Origin of the sequence: Methylocella tundrae (assembly GCF_901905185.1) — a bacterium.
GTDB classification, from domain to species: Bacteria; Pseudomonadota; Alphaproteobacteria; order Rhizobiales; family Beijerinckiaceae; genus Methylocapsa; species Methylocapsa tundrae.
This window is the reverse complement of the sequence record NZ_CABFMQ020000142.1, coordinates 112,296-131,773: the sequence shown is the minus strand read 5'-3', so window position 1 is coordinate 131,773 and position 19,478 is coordinate 112,296. Positions and strand designations below refer to the sequence as shown.

The window sequence follows — 19,478 nt, the reverse complement described above, 5'->3', positions numbered from 1 at the left end:
GATGGGGGCGCTCCTTCTTCCCCTCCTCAACGCCCTGCTTGGCGGCCTGATCACGCCATTCGTCACGGCATGGGTCAATTACAAGACGAACACGGCGACGATCAAAGAGCAGGGCTTCGCGGCGGGAGCCGCCGCTGACGCGACCGTGATGCAGGCGGCGCTCGCCAATGACGTTCAGTTGGCGGCGCTGAAAGTCCAGGTCTACGGCCAGCCGATCAATCGGTTGATCATGCTGATCGCGGGCGTGCCGCCGGCGCTGCATTTCGGGCTGATCTTTATCGATACGATTGTGGCCTCGAAAGCCTTTCTCGGCGCGCCCTTCTTCGGCGTCGCCAAGCTGCCCGCGCCCTACGACACATTCGAATGGGCGATCGTCTCCAGCTTCTTCCTTGTCCACGCCGTGACGCTGGGAACAAGCAACGTCTCCTCCTGGCTTGGGAAGGCGAAATGAAAATCATAGTCCTGATCCTGACATGCCTTGCTTCCACACCAGAGGAAGAGTGCACCAAGAAAACCGCCATCGATTTTCGTGAGATCGCAGCCGATTCGGTCATGCAATGCGCCATGGCGGGCATGACGATCGCCGCGAGCGATCCCCGCGGCAATGAGGGGCTTCGCACCAAAATCGTCTGCGGACGTCCGACAAAGGAAGGGAGCCGCGCAGATGGCGGTCAATGAGAATGATATTGTCGGCGCGGTCGTCTCTGGAAACATAGGGCAGCTTCTGGGCGCCGGCAGCTTTGGGGCGGTCTTCGGCGCGATTGCCATCATCGTTGCCGCGCTGATCAAAAGGCAGCCGGCCATGGTCGCGGCGGTCAACGATAGCGTCCGCACGTTGTTCGAGGCGCAGGAAAGACGAATCGTAGAGCTCGAGGAGAAAGTTGTTGAGCTGACGAAAGCGCTCGAGGAAGAGCGCAAGCAGCGGGGCTTTGGCGCATGATCGGCCTGACCAAGAAGGAAGCGCGGCGCAGCGTCGATGCCGTTCAGAAAGCTCTCAAGGCTGGCCATGCCCCGCCGAACGGCAAATCGGAGAGTGGCAAGAGCGCGGTCTCCGTCGCGGCGGCCGCTCTTGGCATAGCTCCATCGACGCTCTTTTCTCGCGTGAAGGCTGGCGGCCCCTGCGAGCGCCTCCATGCGCTGCCGGTTAATTGGTCGCTGGCGACGCCCGCGCCGGAAGCAGCGCCGCCGCCGCCGCCGGCCGATCCCATCGAGGTGCGCCGGCTGAAGGACCGCGTCCGCGCGGAGGCCACCGGGCGACAAATCGCGGAGCGTCGGCTCGCGGATGGCGAGGCGATTCGCGAAGCTCTATTTCGGCTTACGGCCGCGCCGCTCGATCCGCCTTCGTGGAATCCGAAGCCAGACCGGCCAGATGGCAAGGTCGGCGAGGCTATTATCCTGCCGATCTCCGACATCCACATGGGCGAGGTCATTGATCTCGACCAGATGGGGGGGCGCAACAGCTACAATGTGAAGATCGCGCGCCGGCGCATCGAACGGCTTTTCGCCTCGGCGGTGAAGCTGGCGACGGTCCACTGGTCCGGACCCAAGCCATCCGCGATCTTTGTGCCGCTGATGGGCGACCTCGTCTCGGGCGAGATCCATGAGGAGCTCGCCAAGACCAACGATCTCCTTGCGATTCCGGCCGTGCGAGCGGTCTCGGAAGCGCTCGTCGCCGGCCTTGACCTGCTCGTGCGGGAATTCCCCGCGACGCCAATCCACGTGATCAGCGTGCCTGGCAATCATGGCCGCACGACACGCAAGCCCGAATCGAAAGGCTTTGCGCTAAACTCTTATGACACGCTCGTTGCCTGGACGATCGAGTCCTGGTACGCGGCCAAGGGCGCCAAGCAAATTTCGTTTTCTGCGCCAGCGAGCGGCGACGCTCTGATCAATATCCTCGGCTGGAATGTCCTTCTGACGCATGGCGATCGAATCGGCTCGCGCGGCGGCGCGGGCTTTGTCGGCGTATCCGCCACCGCGACGCGCGGCATGAAAAAGCTGATTGAGGATTATGCGGCCGAGGGCGTGATTCTCGACACGATCATCGTCGGGCACTTTCACTCGCCGATGGAGCTCGAGTATGGATTTGTCAACGGAAGCCTGCCGGGGCCGTCCGAATATGGGCGGTCCTTGCGCATGCGCTCACACCCAGCCTCGCAATGGATGCTCTCGGTGCATCCGCGCCGCGGCATCGCCAGGCGCTGGAAGATCATGGTCGGCGACCCGAGCGAGGGCAGCATTTATAAGGGCAGGGCATGACGGCGGTTGAATGGCGCGGGCCGCGCCTCGTCGGTTTCGCTGGCCGCGCTGGCGCAGGCAAGACCACGGCTGCTCGATATCTTTGCGAGCGCTATGGTTTCACCCGTATCCGATTCGCGGGGGCCCTGAAAGATATGATGCGCGCGATCGGCCTGACCGACGCGGAGATCGAGGGAGACCGCAAGGAAGCGCCATGCGATCTTCTGTGCGGCAAGATGCCGCGTCAGGCGATGCAATGGCTTGGCACAGAATGGGGCAGGGATCTGATCGGACTTGACTTTTGGGTCGAGGCGTGGTCGCGCCAGACGCAGGCGGTTTTGGCGGCCGGCGGCCGCGTCGCCATCGATGACGTCCGCTTTCTGAACGAAGCGTCGAAGATCTGGGGCTTGGGCGGCATTGTCGTGAAGATCGTCGCGGAGGGGGCCGCGCCGCCGGCGGCTTCGCATCGCTCGGAAGAGCAGGGGTTCCCCTGTGATCTGACGATCGAAAATCCACATGATGGCCTTCTTGCGCTCCATCATGGGATAAATATGCTGAATTGCTCGGCGGCATATGGCGACGCCATCCGCCGCAGGTATTGGCGCCAGCATCTCGGCGATCATGGCGTGGGCGTGGACGCGCCGCTCTCCCATGCCGAGGCATGTGGAATCCGGGAGACACAAAATCACGATAAAATTCCCGAAGGTCGCAAATAAACGCGCACATCCACTTGATTTACAAGCACTTCGCGCCTTGCGCACTTATGACTGGGGGACTAGGGGTCGTGGGTTCGAATCCCGCCACTCCGACCATTAAAATCAAGCATCTCAGCGAGTGATGCTTCCGGCGAGGAAAATTCAGAAGCGAACCGGAAGCAGGAGGGGAGCTGGGGTCGATTCGGCAAAGGAGCGGCTATCGACCTTCTACCATCGCACGGGCGCCCGCCGCCTGGGTCTGGACAGAATCGGCCAATGTCGCAACTCCCGCGCTGCCGCCGCTGTCACCCCGTGACCTTCGGACGTTTGGTTACCGCAATGCCGAGCGTCCAAATCAAAACGGAGGATCGGTCCTTAGCGCACATAAATAGCGGGACGATAATGGGAACAGCGCGTGGCTCGTAGTCCCGAATGAGGTGACGCGGATTGATCTTGAAGATTGAAGGATCGCCAGTCCCGGTCCGCTTCGGACGTTTGGATTCTAGCAGCGCCCCTAGGTTCAACTCAGTCTGTGCACATAGGCAAGTATGAAATCCCGTCGGACGTGAATACGGCGCTTGCCTCGCTAACCAGCGACACATGAGTCTTTGCGGCTAGTCCTGCGGCGTTTGCGTCGCCGCGCAGGATTGCCGAAACGATGACGTCATGTTCCTGCCATGACATTTCAAGACGCCCTGGCAACCTGAATTGCGCGCGCCGGAAGGGGGCGAGACGGCTGCGGGTCAGGGTCGTCAATTCATAGATGTGCGCGCTGTGCGCGCCACGGTAGAGCCGCGTGTGGAAGTCAGAATTGAAAAGTTCATAGTCCTCATCGGCCCTGGCCTTGACGAGTTGCGCCGCCGCCTTGTGCTCAATTTCGAGCGCACGCCGCTCGCCGACCGTCATTCGCTCCGCCGAGAACTTGGCGCAAATGAATTCGAGCTCCGCCATGGCTTCGAACATCGAGGCGAGATGGTTCGGAGTGACTACCGCAACGATCGCGCCGCGGTTGGGCCGACGGTCGACCAATCCCATCGCTGCCAATTGACCGAGGGCTTCCCTGACCGGCGTGCGCGAGACATTGAACCTGTTGGCGAGAGCCAGCTCGTCGAGCTTCTCTCCCGGCCGGATAATTCCGGTGACGATGCGGTCCGATATGGCCCTCACCATCTGATCCACGGTGGTTCCCGCCCGCACTAGGTTGCGCTTGCGCGTCATCTCATCTCCAGCGCCTCCGATTGCTTCCTACTATGCCTAAAATTTGGCGTCCACCCGCATTCCCAACTTCGCGATTCAAAGAATTTTGTCTCCAATGCCCTGCATTTAAGCGTCCTGCCAAGCAGATATACGATTTGGACAAAAGTGCATACACTTGCGCTCCGATTAAGCATCCTCTTTAAGGCAGATCGCTCATATCATTGAATTAATTACGATGAATTCTCTGGTATATCGATTGCATACACTTGCGGAATATCACTGTTTTCGAACCGGTCCGCTGTCCCCCTGCGAGCGGAAGCCGAGACCGTCATTATCGGAAGAATAATGTCTGAACTGCGCATCGACATTGAAAGCTTGACTGAGGCCTATGCAAGCGGCGTTCAACCGACCGAGGTTGTCGAGACTGTTTTCGCTCGGCTTCGCGCTGCGAATGATCCCGGCATATTCATCCATTTAGCCGACAAGCAAGACCTTCTCCGCCAGGCAAAAGAGCTTGGGACGTTCGATCCCGCTTTGCGGCCTCTGTGGGGCGTTCCCTTCGCCGTTAAGGACAACATCGACGTCGCCGGCATGCCTACAACGGCCGCCTGTCCCAGCTTTGCCTACGCGCCGGGCGAGGACGCGACGGTGGTCGCGCTCTTGAAGGGCGCAGGCGCGCTGGTCGTCGGGAAAACTAATCTCGACCAATTTGCCGCCGGGCTGGCTGGCGTGCGAACGCCTTATCCCATACCGAAGAATGCAATCGATCCATCGCTGGTCCCCGGCGGATCTTCCTCCGGCTCCGCCATCGCTACTGCGCGCGGCATCGTCTCCTTCGCGCTCGGGACGGATACCGCTGGCTCGGGGCGGATTCCCGCGGGCCTCAACAATATTGTCGGCCTAAAGCCCACGGTCGGCGCGTTGTCGAGCCGCGGCGTCGTGCCGGCCTGCCGGACGCTCGATTGCGTTTCGATCTTTGCGTTGACGGTCGACGACGCCTACAGGGTCTTCTCGGTCGCCGCGAAGCATGATCCTCTTGATCCCTATTCCCGAGCGGTTCCAACGACGCCGCTAATCGAGCGTCCGCCAGCGCCGCGCGTCGGCATTCCCGCCAAGGCTGACCGGCGCTTCTTCGGCGATGTCGCGATGGAAGCCGGCTTTGATGCATCATTGGTCGAGATCGAAGCGCTCGGGTGCCGGCTTGTCGAAATACCGTTCAAAGATTTCTACAGAACTGCGGAACTGCTCTACGAGGGGCCGTGGATCGCCGAACGCTATGCGGCGATCGGCGACTTCCTGGAAACGCATCAGGACGCAATGCATCCTGTCACGCGATCGATCATCGGAGCAGCGCGAAGCCTGACGGCCGCCGACGCCTTCAAGGGCCTGTATGCGCTTCAGACTCTGCGGGCGAGACTCGCTCCTGTGATCGCATCCGTCGATGTGATTTGCGTGCCGACGGCGCCAACCCATTTCACTATGGCCGCCCTTGAAGAAGAGCCAATAGCTACGAACAGCCAACTCGGCGCCTACACGAATTTCGTGAACCTTCTCGACCTGTGCGGCATTGCGACGCCATGCGGAACGCTCAGCAATGGTTTGCCGATGAGCGTGACCCTGCTCGCTGCCGCGGAAAGCGATGGCAAACTCGCGGCATTAGCGGCCGACCTGCATGCGACGAGTAAGGCAACACTCGGTGCGACCGGTTGGCGCCAACGTCCTCGGCCCTCGGCGCCCGTGCAAGCGAGCGACGGTTTGGTCCGATGTTGATGAGCTACTGACTGATTTGTTCGCCAGGACGGCGAGCCCCGCATGAAGCTCTTGTTCTGTAACTACTTTAACTTCGGTATGCGCATGCAGCCGGCGCGGCGCGCGCCCGGCGGATTGGACCCACTGTGGTCGACGAGAAGGGGATGGGGGACTTCCAAATGGACTTAAAACTTTTCGGCCTAAGTTTGGCGGGCGCGGTTGCCGTAAACACGGGTTTTGCGATCGCGGCGGACCTTGCGCCGCCGCCAGCGCAGCAGCCGCCATTCAGCTTGCATGGTTTCGCTGATCTATCGCTGAAAAATGATTATATCACTCCGCGCGGCCTTCTCGTTACGAACAAAGGCGCGACGCTGCAATCCTTGAATGGGCTGGTCCTCGACATATACAACAACCCAGCCGGCTTCATTTCCGACGTGTCGTTAATTGGCGGCACCTGGTTGGACATCAATCCTGGCTACCAGGCTCCCAACACGAATTCTTTCAACGAGATCGACTATTTCGGCGGCGTGTCGGTCAAGTTCGGACAAGCGTGGACTTTCGGCGCTCAATACGTGCAATTCGACAGTCCGCAAAGCGCCTTCTTCGTCGAACGCAACCTTGAGTTCCAACTGCAATACGATGACAGCGGCTGGAACAGCATATTGCCGCTAAACCCGTACGTTAAGCTGTTCTACACGTTCAAGGGCCAGAGCAGTACGGTCGTCACCGGCCAAACGGCCACCTTCGACGTGGAAATCGGAGCGGTTCCAAAATTCGACCTCACTCCTCATGGTCTTCCAGTGATCTTGTCGGCTCCGACCTGGTTCACCGTTGGGCCTTCCGAGTTCTGGGGTGGCGCGAGCAATTTTGGCGTGTTCTCCACAGGGCTTCTCGCGACCGTTCCCTTGCCCGGGATCCCCGCCATCGGCACGTGGTCTCCCCATTGGGCTTTGCACGGCGGCGTGCGGTATTACTATGAATTGAACGACAGGCTGCTATTGGCGCAGACACTGGTCGGCACGGCGGCTCCCGGAACACATCGGAGCGTTGTGGTGCCAACGATCGGCATCAGCATGGATTTCTGACAGGGTGTCCGCGATCCGATCTCCTGCAAGCCACAGAGTGAACACAGGACCACGCTCATGACGGACATCGCGGCTGAACCCTTTCCGTTCAGGCTAGACGCGGCCCGCGCAGCTCTTCTCATCATCGACATGCAGAGGGATTTTCTCGAGCCGAGCGGCTTCGGGGAGTTGCTGGGCAACGATGTCACGATGCTGCGCCGCGCGATCCAGCCAAATCGGCGGCTACTCCACGCCTGGCGCGCCGCCGGCCTAATGGTGATCCATACCCGCGAGGGCCATCGGCCGGATCTCACCGACCTCCCGGCATCCAAGAAGTCACGTAGCCGGGGGGCGCTCGGCATCGGCGATCAAGGGCCGATGGGGCGCGTCCTCATACGCGGGGAGGCCGGGCATGACATCATCCCCGAACTGTATCCGGCGCCCGGAGAGCCGGTGGTCGATAAGCCCGGCAAAGGGGCCTTTTTTGCAACCGACCTTCACGCAATTCTGCACAATCGCGATATCGCCCAACTGGTCGTCACCGGCGTCACTACGGAAGTCTGTGTCAACACGACAGTGAGGGAAGCCAATGACCGAGGCTACGAATGCCTCGTTCTGGAGGATTGCTGCGCCTCGTACTTTGCGGAATTCCACGAGATTGGACTTCGCATGATAGCCGCGCAAGGCGCGATCTTCGGCTGGGTAGGTCAATCGGACGACCTGATCACGGCGCTCGGCGCCGAAAGTTCATAGCGAGTTACATCAGACCGAGCGGAGGCTCAGAATGAGCACGAACATATCACTGAGAGCCAACCCCAAGCTATGGGTTCCCGGCGACATCAATGCACTCTTTGGCTTCGGCACCAACATTCTGGTCAACGTGCTGGTGCTCACGGGGCTGTTGCGATTCGTCATAAAAATGCCCGACGAAATCGTTTTCAACCGCATTCTTCCGGCGTTGGGCGTAATGCTGTTCCTGAGCACCGGATACTATGCCTGGCTCGCCTACCGCCTCGCTAAGAGGACGGGCCGCACAGACGTATGCGCTCTGCCGTCCGGCATCAGCGTGCCGCACATGTTCGTCGTCACCTTCGTCGTCATGCTGCCTATCGGCATCGCCACCAAAGATCCGATCCAAGCCTGGGAAGCGGGGCTCACCTGGGTTTTCGTGCAGAGCTTTGTCTTGATGATCGGCGGCTTCATCGGGCCGTCCATCCGCAAGATCACACCGCGCGCGGCGTTGCTTGGCTCGCTTGCCGGCATCTCAATCACCTTCATTTCGATGAGCCCGGCCGCGCAGATTTTTTCGACGCCCGTAATCGGCGTCGTCTGCTTTGCCGTGATCCTCGCGAGTTGGTTCGGCGGGGTGCGGTATCCCGGCGGCGTGCCAGGCGGCCTCGTTGCCATTGCGCTCGGCACATTGATTGCGTGGGGTTCGAATCTCTTTGGGCTCGGCTATGGCGGCCTCAGCCTTGTGAAGCTCGGCGCGTCCGTCTCCCATTTCCAATTTGCCTATCCATTGCCGGCGGTCGGGCATGTCTTCGCCGGATTCAAATATCTCGGCGTTATTCTCGTGACGGCCATTCCGTTCGGCATTTATGATCTCGTCGAAGCTCTGGACAATGTGGAGAGCGCCGCCGCCGCTGGCGACTCGTTCCCGACGACGCGAGTCCTGACGGCCGATGGGGTCGTCAGCCTCATCGGGTGCCTCATGGGCAACCCCTTCATCAACGCAGTCTATATCGGCCATCCGGGATGGAAGGCGATGGGGGGACGGATCGGCTATTCGGTTGCCACCGGGATCATCGTTCTCTTCCTCACATGGTTCGGCATCATCGCCCTGCTATCGGCCATCATCCCGATCGTCGCAATTCTTCCAATTCTCCTTTATATCGGAATGCTGATCGGCTCTCAGGCTTTCCAGGAATCGCCGCATCGACATGCGCCCGCCATCGTCCTGGCGCTGGTTCCGCAGATTGCGGCGTGGGGCAAGACTCAAATCGATAACGCGCTGGGCGCCGCCGGAACGAGCGCGGCCGCTCTAGGGGTCGACAAGCTCGCCGACTCGAGCGTCCTCTACAAGGGGCTCGAGACGCTCGGCGGCGGCGCAACTTTGGTCGGCATCATCCTCGGCGCGATCACCGTCTATGTGATCGATCAGGAGTTCAAGAAAGCGGCGGCTTTCGCCTTTGCCGGCGCGGTTCTGACCTTCTTCGGCTTCATCCATGGCGAGGGCGTCGGCATTGCAATGTCGCCTGAAGTTGTGACCGCCTATCTGGGGATAGCAGCTATTCTCCTGGCTTGCCCCCGCCTCGTCGGCGTTATCCCCCACGCAACGATAGCCCACGCCGAACGGCCTCACGGAGAGTCGCAGGTGAGCGCGGTCAAAGTGTGATGCGCGCCATCGGGTGGCCGGTTCCGAAGGTCCCGGCCGCTTCGGTGGACGAGCCGGGCTGGCGCCGTCTGCCTCCATTCACAGGCCTCACGGCTTGGCTATCACGCTCACATGCGCCGCAACAACCCGCCAGCCTTCGTCCATGCGCACCCAGGTCTGCATCTGCCTCCCTATCCGGCCGGGCGCCGACGCCCGGCGGAACAGCGTCGAGGCGGTGGCGAAGTTGCGTCCGAAAGTGGTGATCACCGTGTTTTCCAGCGTTCGCGCGAGATCGACCGGGGAGCGCGCGGCCCGAAAGGCGGCGATCGCCGAATAACCATGGAGGCTCTCACTTCCGCCATAGCGAATCGTGCGTTCGTCCATCCAGAAAAAGGCGTCGAGCGCCACGACATCGTTGGAGACGAGCGCCGCTTCGTATCGCCTGAAAGCGTCCTCGACTTCCGCAACAACATCGGGGTCATTGATAGGGTGCATGGGAATGGGTTTCCTTTCTGGCGCGCCGATCCACATGTAGCGTATTTCGAATCCTGTTGGCGTGATTGAGCGGAGGATCGCGTGAAGTCGAGATTGCTTCAACCCGCCCTGTTAGATCACGCCCGCTTTTCGCAGACCTAGCTGTTTTTGGTCGCAGCGGATTGGCGACCAACCGCCGAGCATTGCATCCGGAGCCCGATGCGTGTACCAGAAAAGCATCCCGGCTCGAACATGCGAACGATCCGTTCATCTGGGTGATTCTTGGCTGAAGTCATTGTTATGATCGCGACACTGAGCGCAACGGCGGCTGGTCGCGGCGCTCACAAACTTTCATGAGGTCGCCGCTGAGCGAGAGCGAACTTTTCGATCCAGATGCGCTCGTCACCGCAATGGCGCCGCTTCTCGGCTTTGGCGCCATCGAGGACTATCGCGCCGGCATCGTCGCCAATTTGAAGCTGACGGTGGCGCTTGCGGAACTCGTCATATCGTTTCCTCTCGACGATCACGAGGAGCCGGCGGAGGTTTTCCGGGCATGACCGGCATCGCCGAACTAGGCGCCGCCGAAATCGCACGCGCCATCTCGGCCGGCTCGCTCTCCGCAGTCGAAGTGACGCGCAGTCTGCTCGGGCGAATTGATGCGCTCGACCATAAAGTTGGAGCATTCACCGCAGTTGTTGCCGAAAGAGCGCTTGCCAAAGCACAGGCGGTCGATGCGGCGAAGGCAGGGGGCGATGCGCTGGGACCACTCGCGGGCGCGCCCTTCGCGGTAAAGAACCTTTTCGACGTCAAGGGCCTCGTCACGCGCGCCGGCTCCAGTATAAACCGGGATAACCCCGCGGCCGTGAGAGACGCAGCTCTGGTGGAGCGGCTGGAGGCCGCCGGCGCGATCTGTATCGGCGCCCTCAACATGGGCGAATACGCCTATGACTTCACGGGCGAAAACATTCATGACGGCCCGTCACGCAATCCACATGATCTGCATCATATGTCGGGCGGCTCCTCAGGAGGATCGGGCAGTGCGGTCGCCGCCGGTTTCGTGCCGATCGCCTTGGCTTCGGACACGAATGGCTCGATCCGCGTGCCTGCTTCGCTCTGCGGATTGTTTGGCCTCAAGCCGACCTTCGGCCGCCTTTCGCGGGCGCGCACTTTTCCATTCGTCGCGAGTCTCGACCATCTCGGCCCATTGGCGCGGTCAATCGCCGATCTAGCGCTCGCCTACGACGCCATGCAGGGACCGGACGCCGACGATCCGGGTTGCGCGCAAAAGCCGGTCGAGAACGTATCGGCGCTGCTCGATCGCGGCGCTGAGGGGCTGCGAATCGGCGTCGCCGGGGGCTATTTCGCCGAGAACGGCAATCAAGAAGCGTTCGCCGCCGTTGATCGCGTGGCGAAGGCCCTGGGCGCGACGCGCATCGTCGAGTTTCCAGAGGCGAAGCGCGCCCGGGCGGCCGCCTTCCTCATCACGACGACGGAAGGCGCGGCGCTGCATCTCGATCGGCTCCGGACACGGGCGGCCGACTTCGATCCAGCAGTCCGAGATCGATTGATGGCTGGCGCCATGATCCCGGCCGCCTGGGTAGCCAAGGCGCAAAAATTTCGGCGCTGGTTTCAGCGCGAGGCGGAAGCGCTTTTCGAGACTGTAGATGTGGTTCTCGCACCCGCGACTCCCTGCCGGGCGCCCAAACTTGGCCAATCTCAAATGACGATAGCGGGGACGACGATGGCCGTACGCGCGCATCTCGGCCTTTACACGCAGCCGATCTCGTTCATCGGCTTGCCTGTCGTCACGGTCCCGGTCTGGAGCGACGGCGAATGTTTGCCGATCGGCGTCCAGATCATCGGCCCGGCCTGGCGGGAAGACCTCATAATGCGGGTCGCGGCGGCGCTGGAAGCGATTGGCGTAGCGAAGGCGCCGGTCGCAATGTTGCGGACCTAGACCCTAGCCAGGCGTCTGGTCCCTCCACTCCGACTAATCGGATTAGAGCAAGCTAAACAGGCCTTGATTCAGTCCTTGGCGCAGCAGATCGAAAGCCGCCAGCTACTCATTTGCCGAGCCCGTGATCGCCATCTTCTTCAGCAAGGCTCCGGGCGTTTTGACCAGTTCAAGGTCGGCGAGGCCAAACCCTTCCGGCGCCAGCGCGACGAGATTAAAGCTTTTTGGCTCTACGATGAATTTCGCGAGTTCGGACCCAAGAAGGCGCGCGGAGGGATTGTTTCCGAGCAGGGCCGGAAACACGAAAGTCGCCGCCATTAGATCCGACTGACGCACCTCATCCACAGATTTCTTTTGGCTTTTCGCCTGGGCTGCGAGAGACCGGTCGAAGAGGCCACCGTTTTCGACACGAATGTCGATCTTTTTGACGAGGAGATTGCGCGCGGCGGCAGCGGCGATCTGCTCATTGTTTGAGGCGAGATCCTGCGTCACATTATCGATCAACGCCGTCATTTTGAGAGCGCCCATATCGGCGCCCTCAAGCGAGAAATCATTGATTGCGAGTTGCTTGGACGTCTGCGTCCAGACAACATTGAGGCGGCTCGTCAGATCGAGCCGGGAATACCCCATGGCGGCGAGCGCGGGCAGGGCCCCGCCGTCTCCGCCTTCATCAAGGGGATAGACCAAATGATCGAGCGCAACGTCGAGACCAGACGCGGAGTCGTCCTTTTGCGCCGCGCTCCTGATGTCGAAACGCTCGACCTTGAATGAGCCGGCGGATTTTGCTGTTTCGCTGGCGGAAGTCGCGTCGGCGGCGAACTTCATCACCACGATCTCCTCGAAGTCCGGCCGCAGATCCTTACCCAATAAATCCGGCGCGTGATCGGCGCTCGAGAGAGGCCGCAGATCAATGCCGCGGAAGCTGACGCTCTCGACCGCCATTCTTCCGGCGGCGCCGTCGAGTGCGAGCTCTTTCCCATCGAGGGAATCTATCTGTGATCCGTCGAGGCGCGTCATCGACGCCTGCGCCATCGTGAAGGTGGCGGCGTTTCCATCCTTATTGAGCTCGAGTTTCAGCGCGCTGGCCGCGGCGTCGTCGACTTCGAAGCAATCGAGCAATCTCAGGACGTCGCCTTTCGCTGTCCGCGGCGGCTGAGCCTCAACCGTGCTCGCTTCGACCTGTTGTTTCAGTTCCGGACGCGCCTTCACAGCGCCGACGGTCAGGTTTTTGACGTCAAGATCGAAATGCGCATTGCCAAGATGAAATCCATTGATGGCGAGCGAATTGTAGAGCGGAAGCTTGGGCGCGTCGGCCCGATCGCGCGTTTCGGTCAGGATTCTGGCGCCAAGGACGAGGTCGAGATCCTTGGCGCTCATTTGGCCATAAGCGCCGCCGACGTCGCCGGATTGAGGATTGGAAAGTGAAAAGCTGGCGCCGGCGGCGCTGGCGGAGGAGGCCTTGCCATTGACAAGGCTGTTCAGCGCAATGTCGCGATAGGTCAGTTTTTGCGTTGCCGCTCCCACCTTGCTCTCGACGGTCATTTCAGGAATCGTAATCGCCGCGGCCGATAGCGCGGCCAGCCGTTCGGCGAGGGGCTTTGCGGCTTTCGCGTCGAAGAGGGCCAAAAGATCCGAATTTGAAATTGATGCGCCGGAAAGCTCGATCTTTTTGATTTTATAGGTCGCGAGGCCGGTCTCGATGACGACGTCCTCGGCGCTTGCAGAACCCGTCCCGGCAAGCGCCGCGGCGATCGGCGGCAGCAACGCCGACGCGGCGAATTTCAACGCGCCGATATGGAGCGAGACGTCCTTGCGCCGCCAGTCGAGGCCAATGATGCGAGCGTCGCCGCGCCAGGGCTCATCGATGACCCGGCTGAAGGTGAGACCGTCGACGCGGGAGGCGACCGCCGCGACCGATTGACGGAAAGCGTACCGATCCGCGGCTTCGAGCGAGACGACGGCGAGGGCGCAAAGGGCGACGCCGCCGAGTAAAGTTCTGGACTTCATGAGACCTCGCGAGGCGCATGACGGGTTCGAAGGCCCCGCAGGCGCGCCGACACATCCACAATAGGCGCCGCGGTCCCACAGGCTGCTCGATTAAAGCGCCGCGTCGTCCATATAAAGCCACAACCCCTCAAACGCTAGGCGCGGGGACGTTCCGTCCTTCAGCTCAAACCGCAAAGCTCGAACCGCAGCCGCAGGAGGCGGTCGCGGCGGGATTTTCAATCTTGAACATCCGTCCCATCAGATTATTGATGAAATCAATGCGGCAACCGCGCAGGAACTCAAGAGAGATTTGATCGATCAGAACCAATGCGCCGTCCTGATCCAGGACGAGATCGTCCTCCGCGCGTTCGGTTTCAATCTTATAAGTGTAGGTGAAGCCCGAACAGCCGCCGCCATCGACGCCAATACGCAGGAATGATCCCTCGGGCTCGCTCTTCAAAATCTCTGCGATGCGCAGCACGGCGCTTTCGGTCATCTCGACGGGGGCTTCAACTGCGGCTTCGCTCATGATTGTCCTCAAGGTGACATTCGGCGGATTTTGCGGCGGATTTCAAGGCGGCGATGCAAGCATCACGCCGCACCAACGCCGCTTGCCTCACCGTGAAATAAAGAACATAGGTCGCAGCGTTCGCGACCGCAATAAGCCCGCCGACGAATCGAGTTTCATGCAGCCCTCAGCCTTTCCTCCGGTTCGCGCGCCTTACGCCGCCGATCCCGCGCGCAGCCGAGGCCGGCTTGTCAGCGAGCCGGCGTCCCCCTCGCGTTCGGAGTTTCAGCGCGATCGCGACCGCATCATTCATTCCTCGGCGTTCCGGCGTCTTGCCCATAAGACCCAGGTTTTCATTCCGCATGAGGGCGATCATTACCGCACGCGGCTCACCCATTCACTCGAAGTCGGCCAGATCGCGCGCTCGCTCGCCCGCGCGCTCGGGCTTGACGATGACCTCGCCGAAGCGCTGGCGCTCGCCCATGACCTCGGCCATACGCCCTTCGGCCACGCGGGAGAGGATGCGCTCGACGCCGCCATGCGCCCCTATGGCGGCTTCGATCACAATGCGCAGACGCTGCGCATCGTGACCAAACTCGAACGTCGCTATGCCGCCTTCAATGGCCTCAATCTGACATTTGAGACGCGGGAGGGGCTGGTCAAGCATAATGGGCCGCTCTTGCTGTCCAGCGGCGGCCCGGTCGCGCGCTACGCCGGGCGCGGGCTTCCCGCCGCGCTTCTTGAATATAACGCGATCTCCGACCTCGATCTCAGCCGGTTTGGGACGGCCGAGGCGCAGGCCGCGGCGCTGGCCGATGACATCGCCTACAATGCTCATGACATCGACGATGGTTTGCGCGCCGGGCTGATCGCGATATCCGACATCGCCGAAGTTCAATTCCTACGCGAGCTTGGCTGTGAAATTGAAAAGCTTTACCCTGGCCTGGAGCCGTCCCGTTTCATTCATGAGCTGACGCGCCGCCTTATCACTTTCTTCATCGAGGATGCCATTGATGAAAGCCGGCGGCGGCTTGAAAAGACAGGCGTTTCCAGCGCGGAGGACGTGCGCTCGCAGAGCGCGCCGGTGATCGGATTCTCGCCTTCGACCGCGAGGATCGAAAGACAGATCAAAGACTTTCTCTTCCAAAACCTTTATCGCCATCCGCGTCTCATCCGGGTCCGCGATCAGGCGGCCACGATCATTTTCAATCTGTTCCCGCGCTTTTTGAACGCGCCCCGGTCAATGCCCGCGGAATGGTCCGAAGCGGCGCTGAGAATCGGCGCTGACGAGGGGCGCCGCGCCCGTGTCGTTTGTGACTATATCGCCGGTATGACCGATCGCTATGCCGTGTCTGAGCACCGCAGGCTTTTTGACGAGGCTCCGGATTTGCGCTAGAGCACCCATCGCTCCCAACTTGGGGAGCATCGTCTATGTCACTGTTTTAGCAGATGATCTTAACTGCAATCTGCGGCCTTTGTCGCAAGTGCGGGCGCCCGCGTCTCCAAGCGAAGCGAACTGCCGGTTCGGGCGAAGAAATGCGCGGAAACAAAAGGATAGAGCGATTTTTAAGGCCCGCGGCCCGCAAAATGGCTTACAAGGCGACGTCCGCGCGATGTTTTCCCTGATCTTGGCGCGGTCCAGATCTGGCGCTGCTGGATATTATAAAACCTGCTCAAGCCGGAGCCGGGAAGGCAAAGCCTCAGGCCTTCATGATCTTCCATCTTGATCCGGTCTGTTTCAAGGCCGCGGGCGCCGGCGCGGCCACATGAGCGCGCTGCGCCGATTTATGAGAAGTCGATAGAAATGAATGTGTTCGCCGATTTTCACCAGCGTATCGCCGGCATCCTGCGGAAGATCATCGCAGACGGGCGTTTGCCGCGCGACCTCGACCTCGGTCGTTTTGTGGTCGAGCCGCCGCGCGACTCTTCGCATGGCGATCTCGCCGCCAATGCCGCGATGGTCTACGCCAAGGAGGCCAAGGCGGCGTTCGGCAATCCGCGTCAGCTTGCGACCGAGATCGCCTTCGCGTTGTCGGAGGACGCCGACGTCGCTGAGGCCGAGGTCGCCGGGCCTGGCTTCATCAATATTCGCCTCAAGCCACAGGCATTCAGCCGCATTCTTCACACTGCGCTGGAGCAGGGGACGGATTTTGGCAAAGCCGACAGCGACGATTACGGCGCAGGCAAGCTCCAGCGCGAAAAGACCAACGTCGAATATGTATCGGCCAATCCGACGGGACCGATGCACGTCGGACATGGCAGAGGCGCGGTCTTCGGAGACGCGCTCGCCAATCTGCTCCAGTTCGCGGGCCATGACGTCGCCCGCGAATATTATATCAACGACGCCGGCGCGCAGGTTGATGTTTTGGCGCGCTCCGCCTATCTGCGCTACCTGGAGGCGCTGGGCGAGCCGATCGGCGAGATTCCGGAGGGACTTTATCCCGGCGATTACCTGAAAAGCGTTGGCGCAACCCTGGTCGAGCGTTTTGGCGGCAAGCTCCGCGACCTACCCGAGAGCGCATGGATCGCTGACGTCCGCGCTGTCGCGATCGAGGATATGATGACGATGATCCGCGAGGATCTCGCCGCGCTCAAGATCGAACACGAGATTTTTTTCTCTGAACGATCGCTGACAGGTGGCGACGCTGGCGATCAGGTGGCGGCGGCCATCGCCGATCTGCGCAGGCGCGGGCTCGTCTACGAGGGGCGTCTGACGCCGCCGAAGGGCCAGCCGATCGAGGATTGGGAGGATCGCGAGCAGACTTTGTTCAGATCGACCGCTTTCGGCGACGATGTCGATCGTCCGCTGCTCAAATCGGATGGCTCCTACACGTATTTTGCGTCCGATATCGCTTACCATAAGGCCAAGATCGACCGGGGCTACCGGCTTTTGATTGATGTCTGGGGGGCCGACCATGGCGGCTATGTCAAGCGGATGCGGGCCGCCGTCGAAGCCCTGTCGGAAGGCGCCGCCACGCTCGACGTCAAATTGTGCCAGCTGGTCAAATTGATGCGCGCCGGCGAGCCCGTGAAAATGTCGAAACGCTCGGGCGATTTCGTCACACTGCGTGAAGTCGTCGATGAAGTCGGCGTCGACGCGGTCCGGTTCATGATGCTGTTTCGCAAGAACGACGCGGCGCTGGAATTTGATCTGGCCAAGGTCATCGAACAGTCGAAGGACAATCCCGTCTTTTATGTACAATATGCCCATGCGCGGGCAAAATCCGTGCTGCGTCAAGCATATGCGACGATTTCCGGGATCGATCTGTCAATAGAAGGGCTGGCCGGGGCCGATTTCGGCTTGCTCAACGATCGCGGCGAGATTGAGCTGGTGAAGCTTCTCGCCCAATATCCCCGCGTCATTGAGGCCGCCGCCCTCGCGCACGAACCGCATCGGCTGGCGTTCTATCTCCACGAACTGGCGTCGACTTTGCATGCGCAATGGACGCGCGGCAAAGATCAGCCACAATTACGATTTCTTAATGAAGAAATGCCAAATCTAACCATTGCAAGGCTGGGTTTGGTAACGGTATTGGCGGCCGTATTGTCGTCTGGCCTTGGTATTCTTGGGGTCAGCGCTCCAGACGAAATGCGCTAGACCACAAAATTCTTCGTCGAAGGCATCGAAACGCGCGGGTTGAAGCCGGTTATAGAGGACGCAAGTCTCTGAAAAGCGTGACCGGCAAAAGTGACAGGTTCGCCGCGGGCCGCGCCCCCGCTCGAGCACTGAAATCGCCGGCCTTTTGGGCCAGCGCGCCGTTGCGTAAATGCGGCAGGAGGTAGGTGAGCATGCGCGAGACTGTTGCAAAGCGGCGCCCCATGATCGACTTGGAGCAGTTCGAAAGACGTCTGCGCCAACCAAACGCCGCCGGCAGCGCCGATGAAGATCCATTGGCGGAGCTGGCGCGTCTTGTCGGCGGCCAGGATGACGACCCTTATAAGGCCGACCCATATAAAGCCGTCTTCGAGCAGAAGGGTCAGCAACCTTCAGCCGGCAGGGCGGAAACGCATGACGATTATGCGGACGCCTATGAATCGGAGCGCTGGCGCGAACCGACGCCGGATGATCTCGCGGAGCAGGAGCGCCTCATCAGCGGAAATTTCGCTTCCATCGAGGCAGGTCTGCGCGGGACGGGGCGCCCGCAGCAGGCCTCGCGCCCGGACGATTTGAACAATTATCCGACGGAGGATCGGTCCGACGATTGGCGCTACCAAGACGACGATCCCTATGCCTCCGGCTTTGGCTATGAGCCGGAACGTCGTTCCCGCCGTCCACTCTATATCATGGCCGCCATCATCTTTGCGGGAATCGGCGGGATCGGCGCGACTTTCGCGCTAAAGGGCGGTTCGTCTTCGCATCAGATCGCCATGATCAAGGCCGTTGACGGACCAGTCAAGATCCAGCCGGAGGGCGCCGGCAAAGCCGACGCGCCGGGCGAGGACGCCTCGATCCTGAACCGCACGCCGCAGGCGGCGCCCGTCGCCGTCGCCGATGGAGCCGAACAGCCGGTCGATCTGTCGCAAATGCCAGACCGCGCGCCACGCGTCATTGCCATGAATGGAGCGCAATCCGGGGCCGCGAGCGTTCCCGTGCCCGCTCCTCCCGCGCATGCGGCGCAAACGCAATCTTCCGAGCCGCTCGGCATCGCCGGGCTGATCGAGCCAAAAAAAGTCAAGACCATCTCGGTGCGCCCCGATGGAACCTTGTTGCCGAACGACCAGCCCCCGCAGACAACGGGCGCGCCGCCACCGGCTGCGTCAGCGCCGCATCAGCCATCAACGCCGACGGCCAAGGCCGCGACCCCGAAGTCGACGGCGCGCGTCGCCACAACTCCGAAGCCTGTCGCCAGCGGCGCCGACGCCGCACATGCGACGGCCGCGCCCACGAAGGCAAAGCCCGTGCAGGTCGCCGCCGCTCAAGCCGACGACGCCCCTGTCACAGCGAGTCCTGTGGCGGGCGGCGGCTATGCGGCGCAGCTCGCAGCGCCTGCTTCGGAACAGGAGGCGCGTGAGATTCAGATGCGCCTCATCAAGAAATACGGAGGCGAGATCCCCGGCTTCCATCCCGCGATCCGCAAGGCTATCAGCGGAGAAAAAACAGTCTATCGCGTGCGATCCGTCGGCCTCTCGAAAGAGGAAGCCACGGCGCTCTGCCAGAAAGTCCAGAGCAGCGGAGGCGCTTGTTTCGTCGCCAAGAATTGATGCTGGCGCGAGCGGGGCGCGTTCGTCGCCCCGCTCC

At 61.2% G+C, this 19,478-nt stretch carries 17 protein-coding genes and 1 pseudogene; 14 read left to right on the top strand and 4 right to left on the bottom strand.

The features are described 5' to 3' along the window. The first annotated feature begins 1 nt into the window (after window position 1). Genes MPC4_RS19755 through MPC4_RS19735 form a run of 5 tightly spaced genes read left to right on the top strand, consistent with a single transcriptional unit; the run spans window position 2 to window position 2,954 of the window. On the top strand, window positions 2-451 hold the full coding sequence (locus tag MPC4_RS19755; protein ID WP_174514032.1) for a hypothetical protein: 450 nt from the start codon (window positions 2-4) through the stop codon (window positions 449-451). Then, on the top strand, window positions 448-678 hold the full coding sequence (locus tag MPC4_RS19750) for a hypothetical protein (RefSeq protein WP_174514031.1): 231 nt from the start codon (window positions 448-450) through the stop codon (window positions 676-678). Before MPC4_RS19755 ends, MPC4_RS19750 begins: the two co-directional genes overlap by 4 nt. After that, entirely contained in the window at window positions 665-940 is a 276-nt protein-coding gene (locus MPC4_RS19745) for a hypothetical protein (protein WP_174514030.1), read from the top strand. Before MPC4_RS19750 ends, MPC4_RS19745 begins: the two co-directional genes overlap by 14 nt. Further along, window positions 937-2,259, top strand: a complete 1,323-nt coding sequence (locus MPC4_RS19740) for a metallophosphoesterase (RefSeq protein WP_174514029.1) — start codon at window positions 937-939, stop codon at window positions 2,257-2,259. The genes MPC4_RS19745 and MPC4_RS19740 overlap by 4 nt, the downstream gene beginning before the upstream one ends. Further along, complete coding sequence (locus tag MPC4_RS19735) at window positions 2,256-2,954, top strand: hypothetical protein (RefSeq protein ID WP_174514028.1); 699 nt, start codon at window positions 2,256-2,258, stop codon at window positions 2,952-2,954. Before MPC4_RS19740 ends, MPC4_RS19735 begins: the two co-directional genes overlap by 4 nt. A gap of 504 nt (window positions 2,955-3,458) precedes the next feature. Here the strand turns inward: MPC4_RS19735 and MPC4_RS19730 are convergent. Beyond that, complete coding sequence (locus tag MPC4_RS19730) at window positions 3,459-4,151, bottom strand: GntR family transcriptional regulator (protein WP_174514027.1); 693 nt, start codon at window positions 4,149-4,151, stop codon at window positions 3,459-3,461. A gap of 324 nt (window positions 4,152-4,475) precedes the next feature. On the opposite strand from MPC4_RS19730, the pseudogene atzF reads away from it, so the two are divergent. From atzF to MPC4_RS19710, 4 genes and pseudogenes are all read left to right on the top strand, one after another. Then, window positions 4,476-5,891 (top strand): annotated as a pseudogene (atzF, locus tag MPC4_RS19725) (allophanate hydrolase); the annotation flags it as partial. Window positions 5,892-6,025: 134 nt separating this feature from the next. After that, a complete protein-coding gene (locus tag MPC4_RS19720) occupies window positions 6,026-6,964 on the top strand; it encodes a hypothetical protein (RefSeq protein WP_174514025.1) in 939 nt (312 codons plus the stop codon). A 57-nt stretch (window positions 6,965-7,021) separates the two neighbouring features. After that, window positions 7,022-7,696 (top strand): cysteine hydrolase family protein, encoded by a 675-nt coding sequence (locus MPC4_RS19715; RefSeq protein ID WP_174514024.1) that lies wholly within the window; start codon window positions 7,022-7,024, stop codon window positions 7,694-7,696. Between the two features lie 31 nt (window positions 7,697-7,727). After that, entirely contained in the window at window positions 7,728-9,338 is a 1,611-nt protein-coding gene (locus MPC4_RS19710; protein WP_244629125.1) for a regulator, read from the top strand. An 87-nt stretch (window positions 9,339-9,425) separates the two neighbouring features. Here MPC4_RS19710 and hpxZ read toward each other — a convergent pair whose 3' ends face one another. Continuing rightward, window positions 9,426-9,812 (bottom strand): oxalurate catabolism protein HpxZ, encoded by a 387-nt coding sequence (hpxZ, locus tag MPC4_RS19705; RefSeq protein WP_174514023.1) that lies wholly within the window; start codon window positions 9,810-9,812, stop codon window positions 9,426-9,428. A gap of 332 nt (window positions 9,813-10,144) precedes the next feature. Here hpxZ and MPC4_RS19700 point away from each other — a divergent pair, with 332 nt between their 5' ends. Together MPC4_RS19700 and MPC4_RS19695 are read left to right on the top strand one after the other, a co-directional pair. Beyond that, window positions 10,145-10,348, top strand: coding sequence for a DUF4089 domain-containing protein (locus MPC4_RS19700; protein ID WP_174514022.1), 204 nt, complete (start codon window positions 10,145-10,147; stop codon window positions 10,346-10,348). Then, window positions 10,345-11,748: an AtzE family amidohydrolase gene (locus tag MPC4_RS19695; protein WP_174514021.1), complete on the top strand. Its 1,404-nt coding sequence runs from the start codon at window positions 10,345-10,347 to the stop codon at window positions 11,746-11,748. The genes MPC4_RS19700 and MPC4_RS19695 overlap by 4 nt, the downstream gene beginning before the upstream one ends. Window positions 11,749-11,850: 102 nt before the next feature. Here the strand turns inward: MPC4_RS19695 and MPC4_RS19690 are convergent, their stop codons facing one another. Both MPC4_RS19690 and MPC4_RS19685 read right to left on the bottom strand, forming a co-directional pair. Then, complete coding sequence (locus MPC4_RS19690) at window positions 11,851-13,752, bottom strand: hypothetical protein (RefSeq protein ID WP_174514020.1); 1,902 nt, start codon at window positions 13,750-13,752, stop codon at window positions 11,851-11,853. Between the two features lie 163 nt (window positions 13,753-13,915). After that, window positions 13,916-14,260 (bottom strand): HesB/IscA family protein, encoded by a 345-nt coding sequence (locus MPC4_RS19685; protein WP_174514019.1) that lies wholly within the window; start codon window positions 14,258-14,260, stop codon window positions 13,916-13,918. Between the two features lie 157 nt (window positions 14,261-14,417). On the opposite strand from MPC4_RS19685, the gene MPC4_RS19680 reads away from it, so the two are divergent. From MPC4_RS19680 to MPC4_RS19670, 3 genes are all read left to right on the top strand, one after another. Beyond that, entirely contained in the window at window positions 14,418-15,635 is a 1,218-nt protein-coding gene (locus MPC4_RS19680; RefSeq protein WP_174514018.1) for a deoxyguanosinetriphosphate triphosphohydrolase, read from the top strand. Window positions 15,636-16,043: 408 nt separating this feature from the next. Beyond that, window positions 16,044-17,837, top strand: a complete 1,794-nt coding sequence (argS, locus tag MPC4_RS19675) for an arginine--tRNA ligase (RefSeq protein ID WP_174514017.1) — start codon at window positions 16,044-16,046, stop codon at window positions 17,835-17,837. 191 nt (window positions 17,838-18,028) lie between these two features. Next, window positions 18,029-19,441 carry an SPOR domain-containing protein gene (locus MPC4_RS19670; RefSeq protein WP_174514016.1) on the top strand — a complete coding sequence of 471 codons (1,413 nt, stop codon included), beginning with the start codon at window positions 18,029-18,031 and terminating at the stop codon, window positions 19,439-19,441. Window positions 19,442-19,478 lie beyond the last annotated feature (37 nt).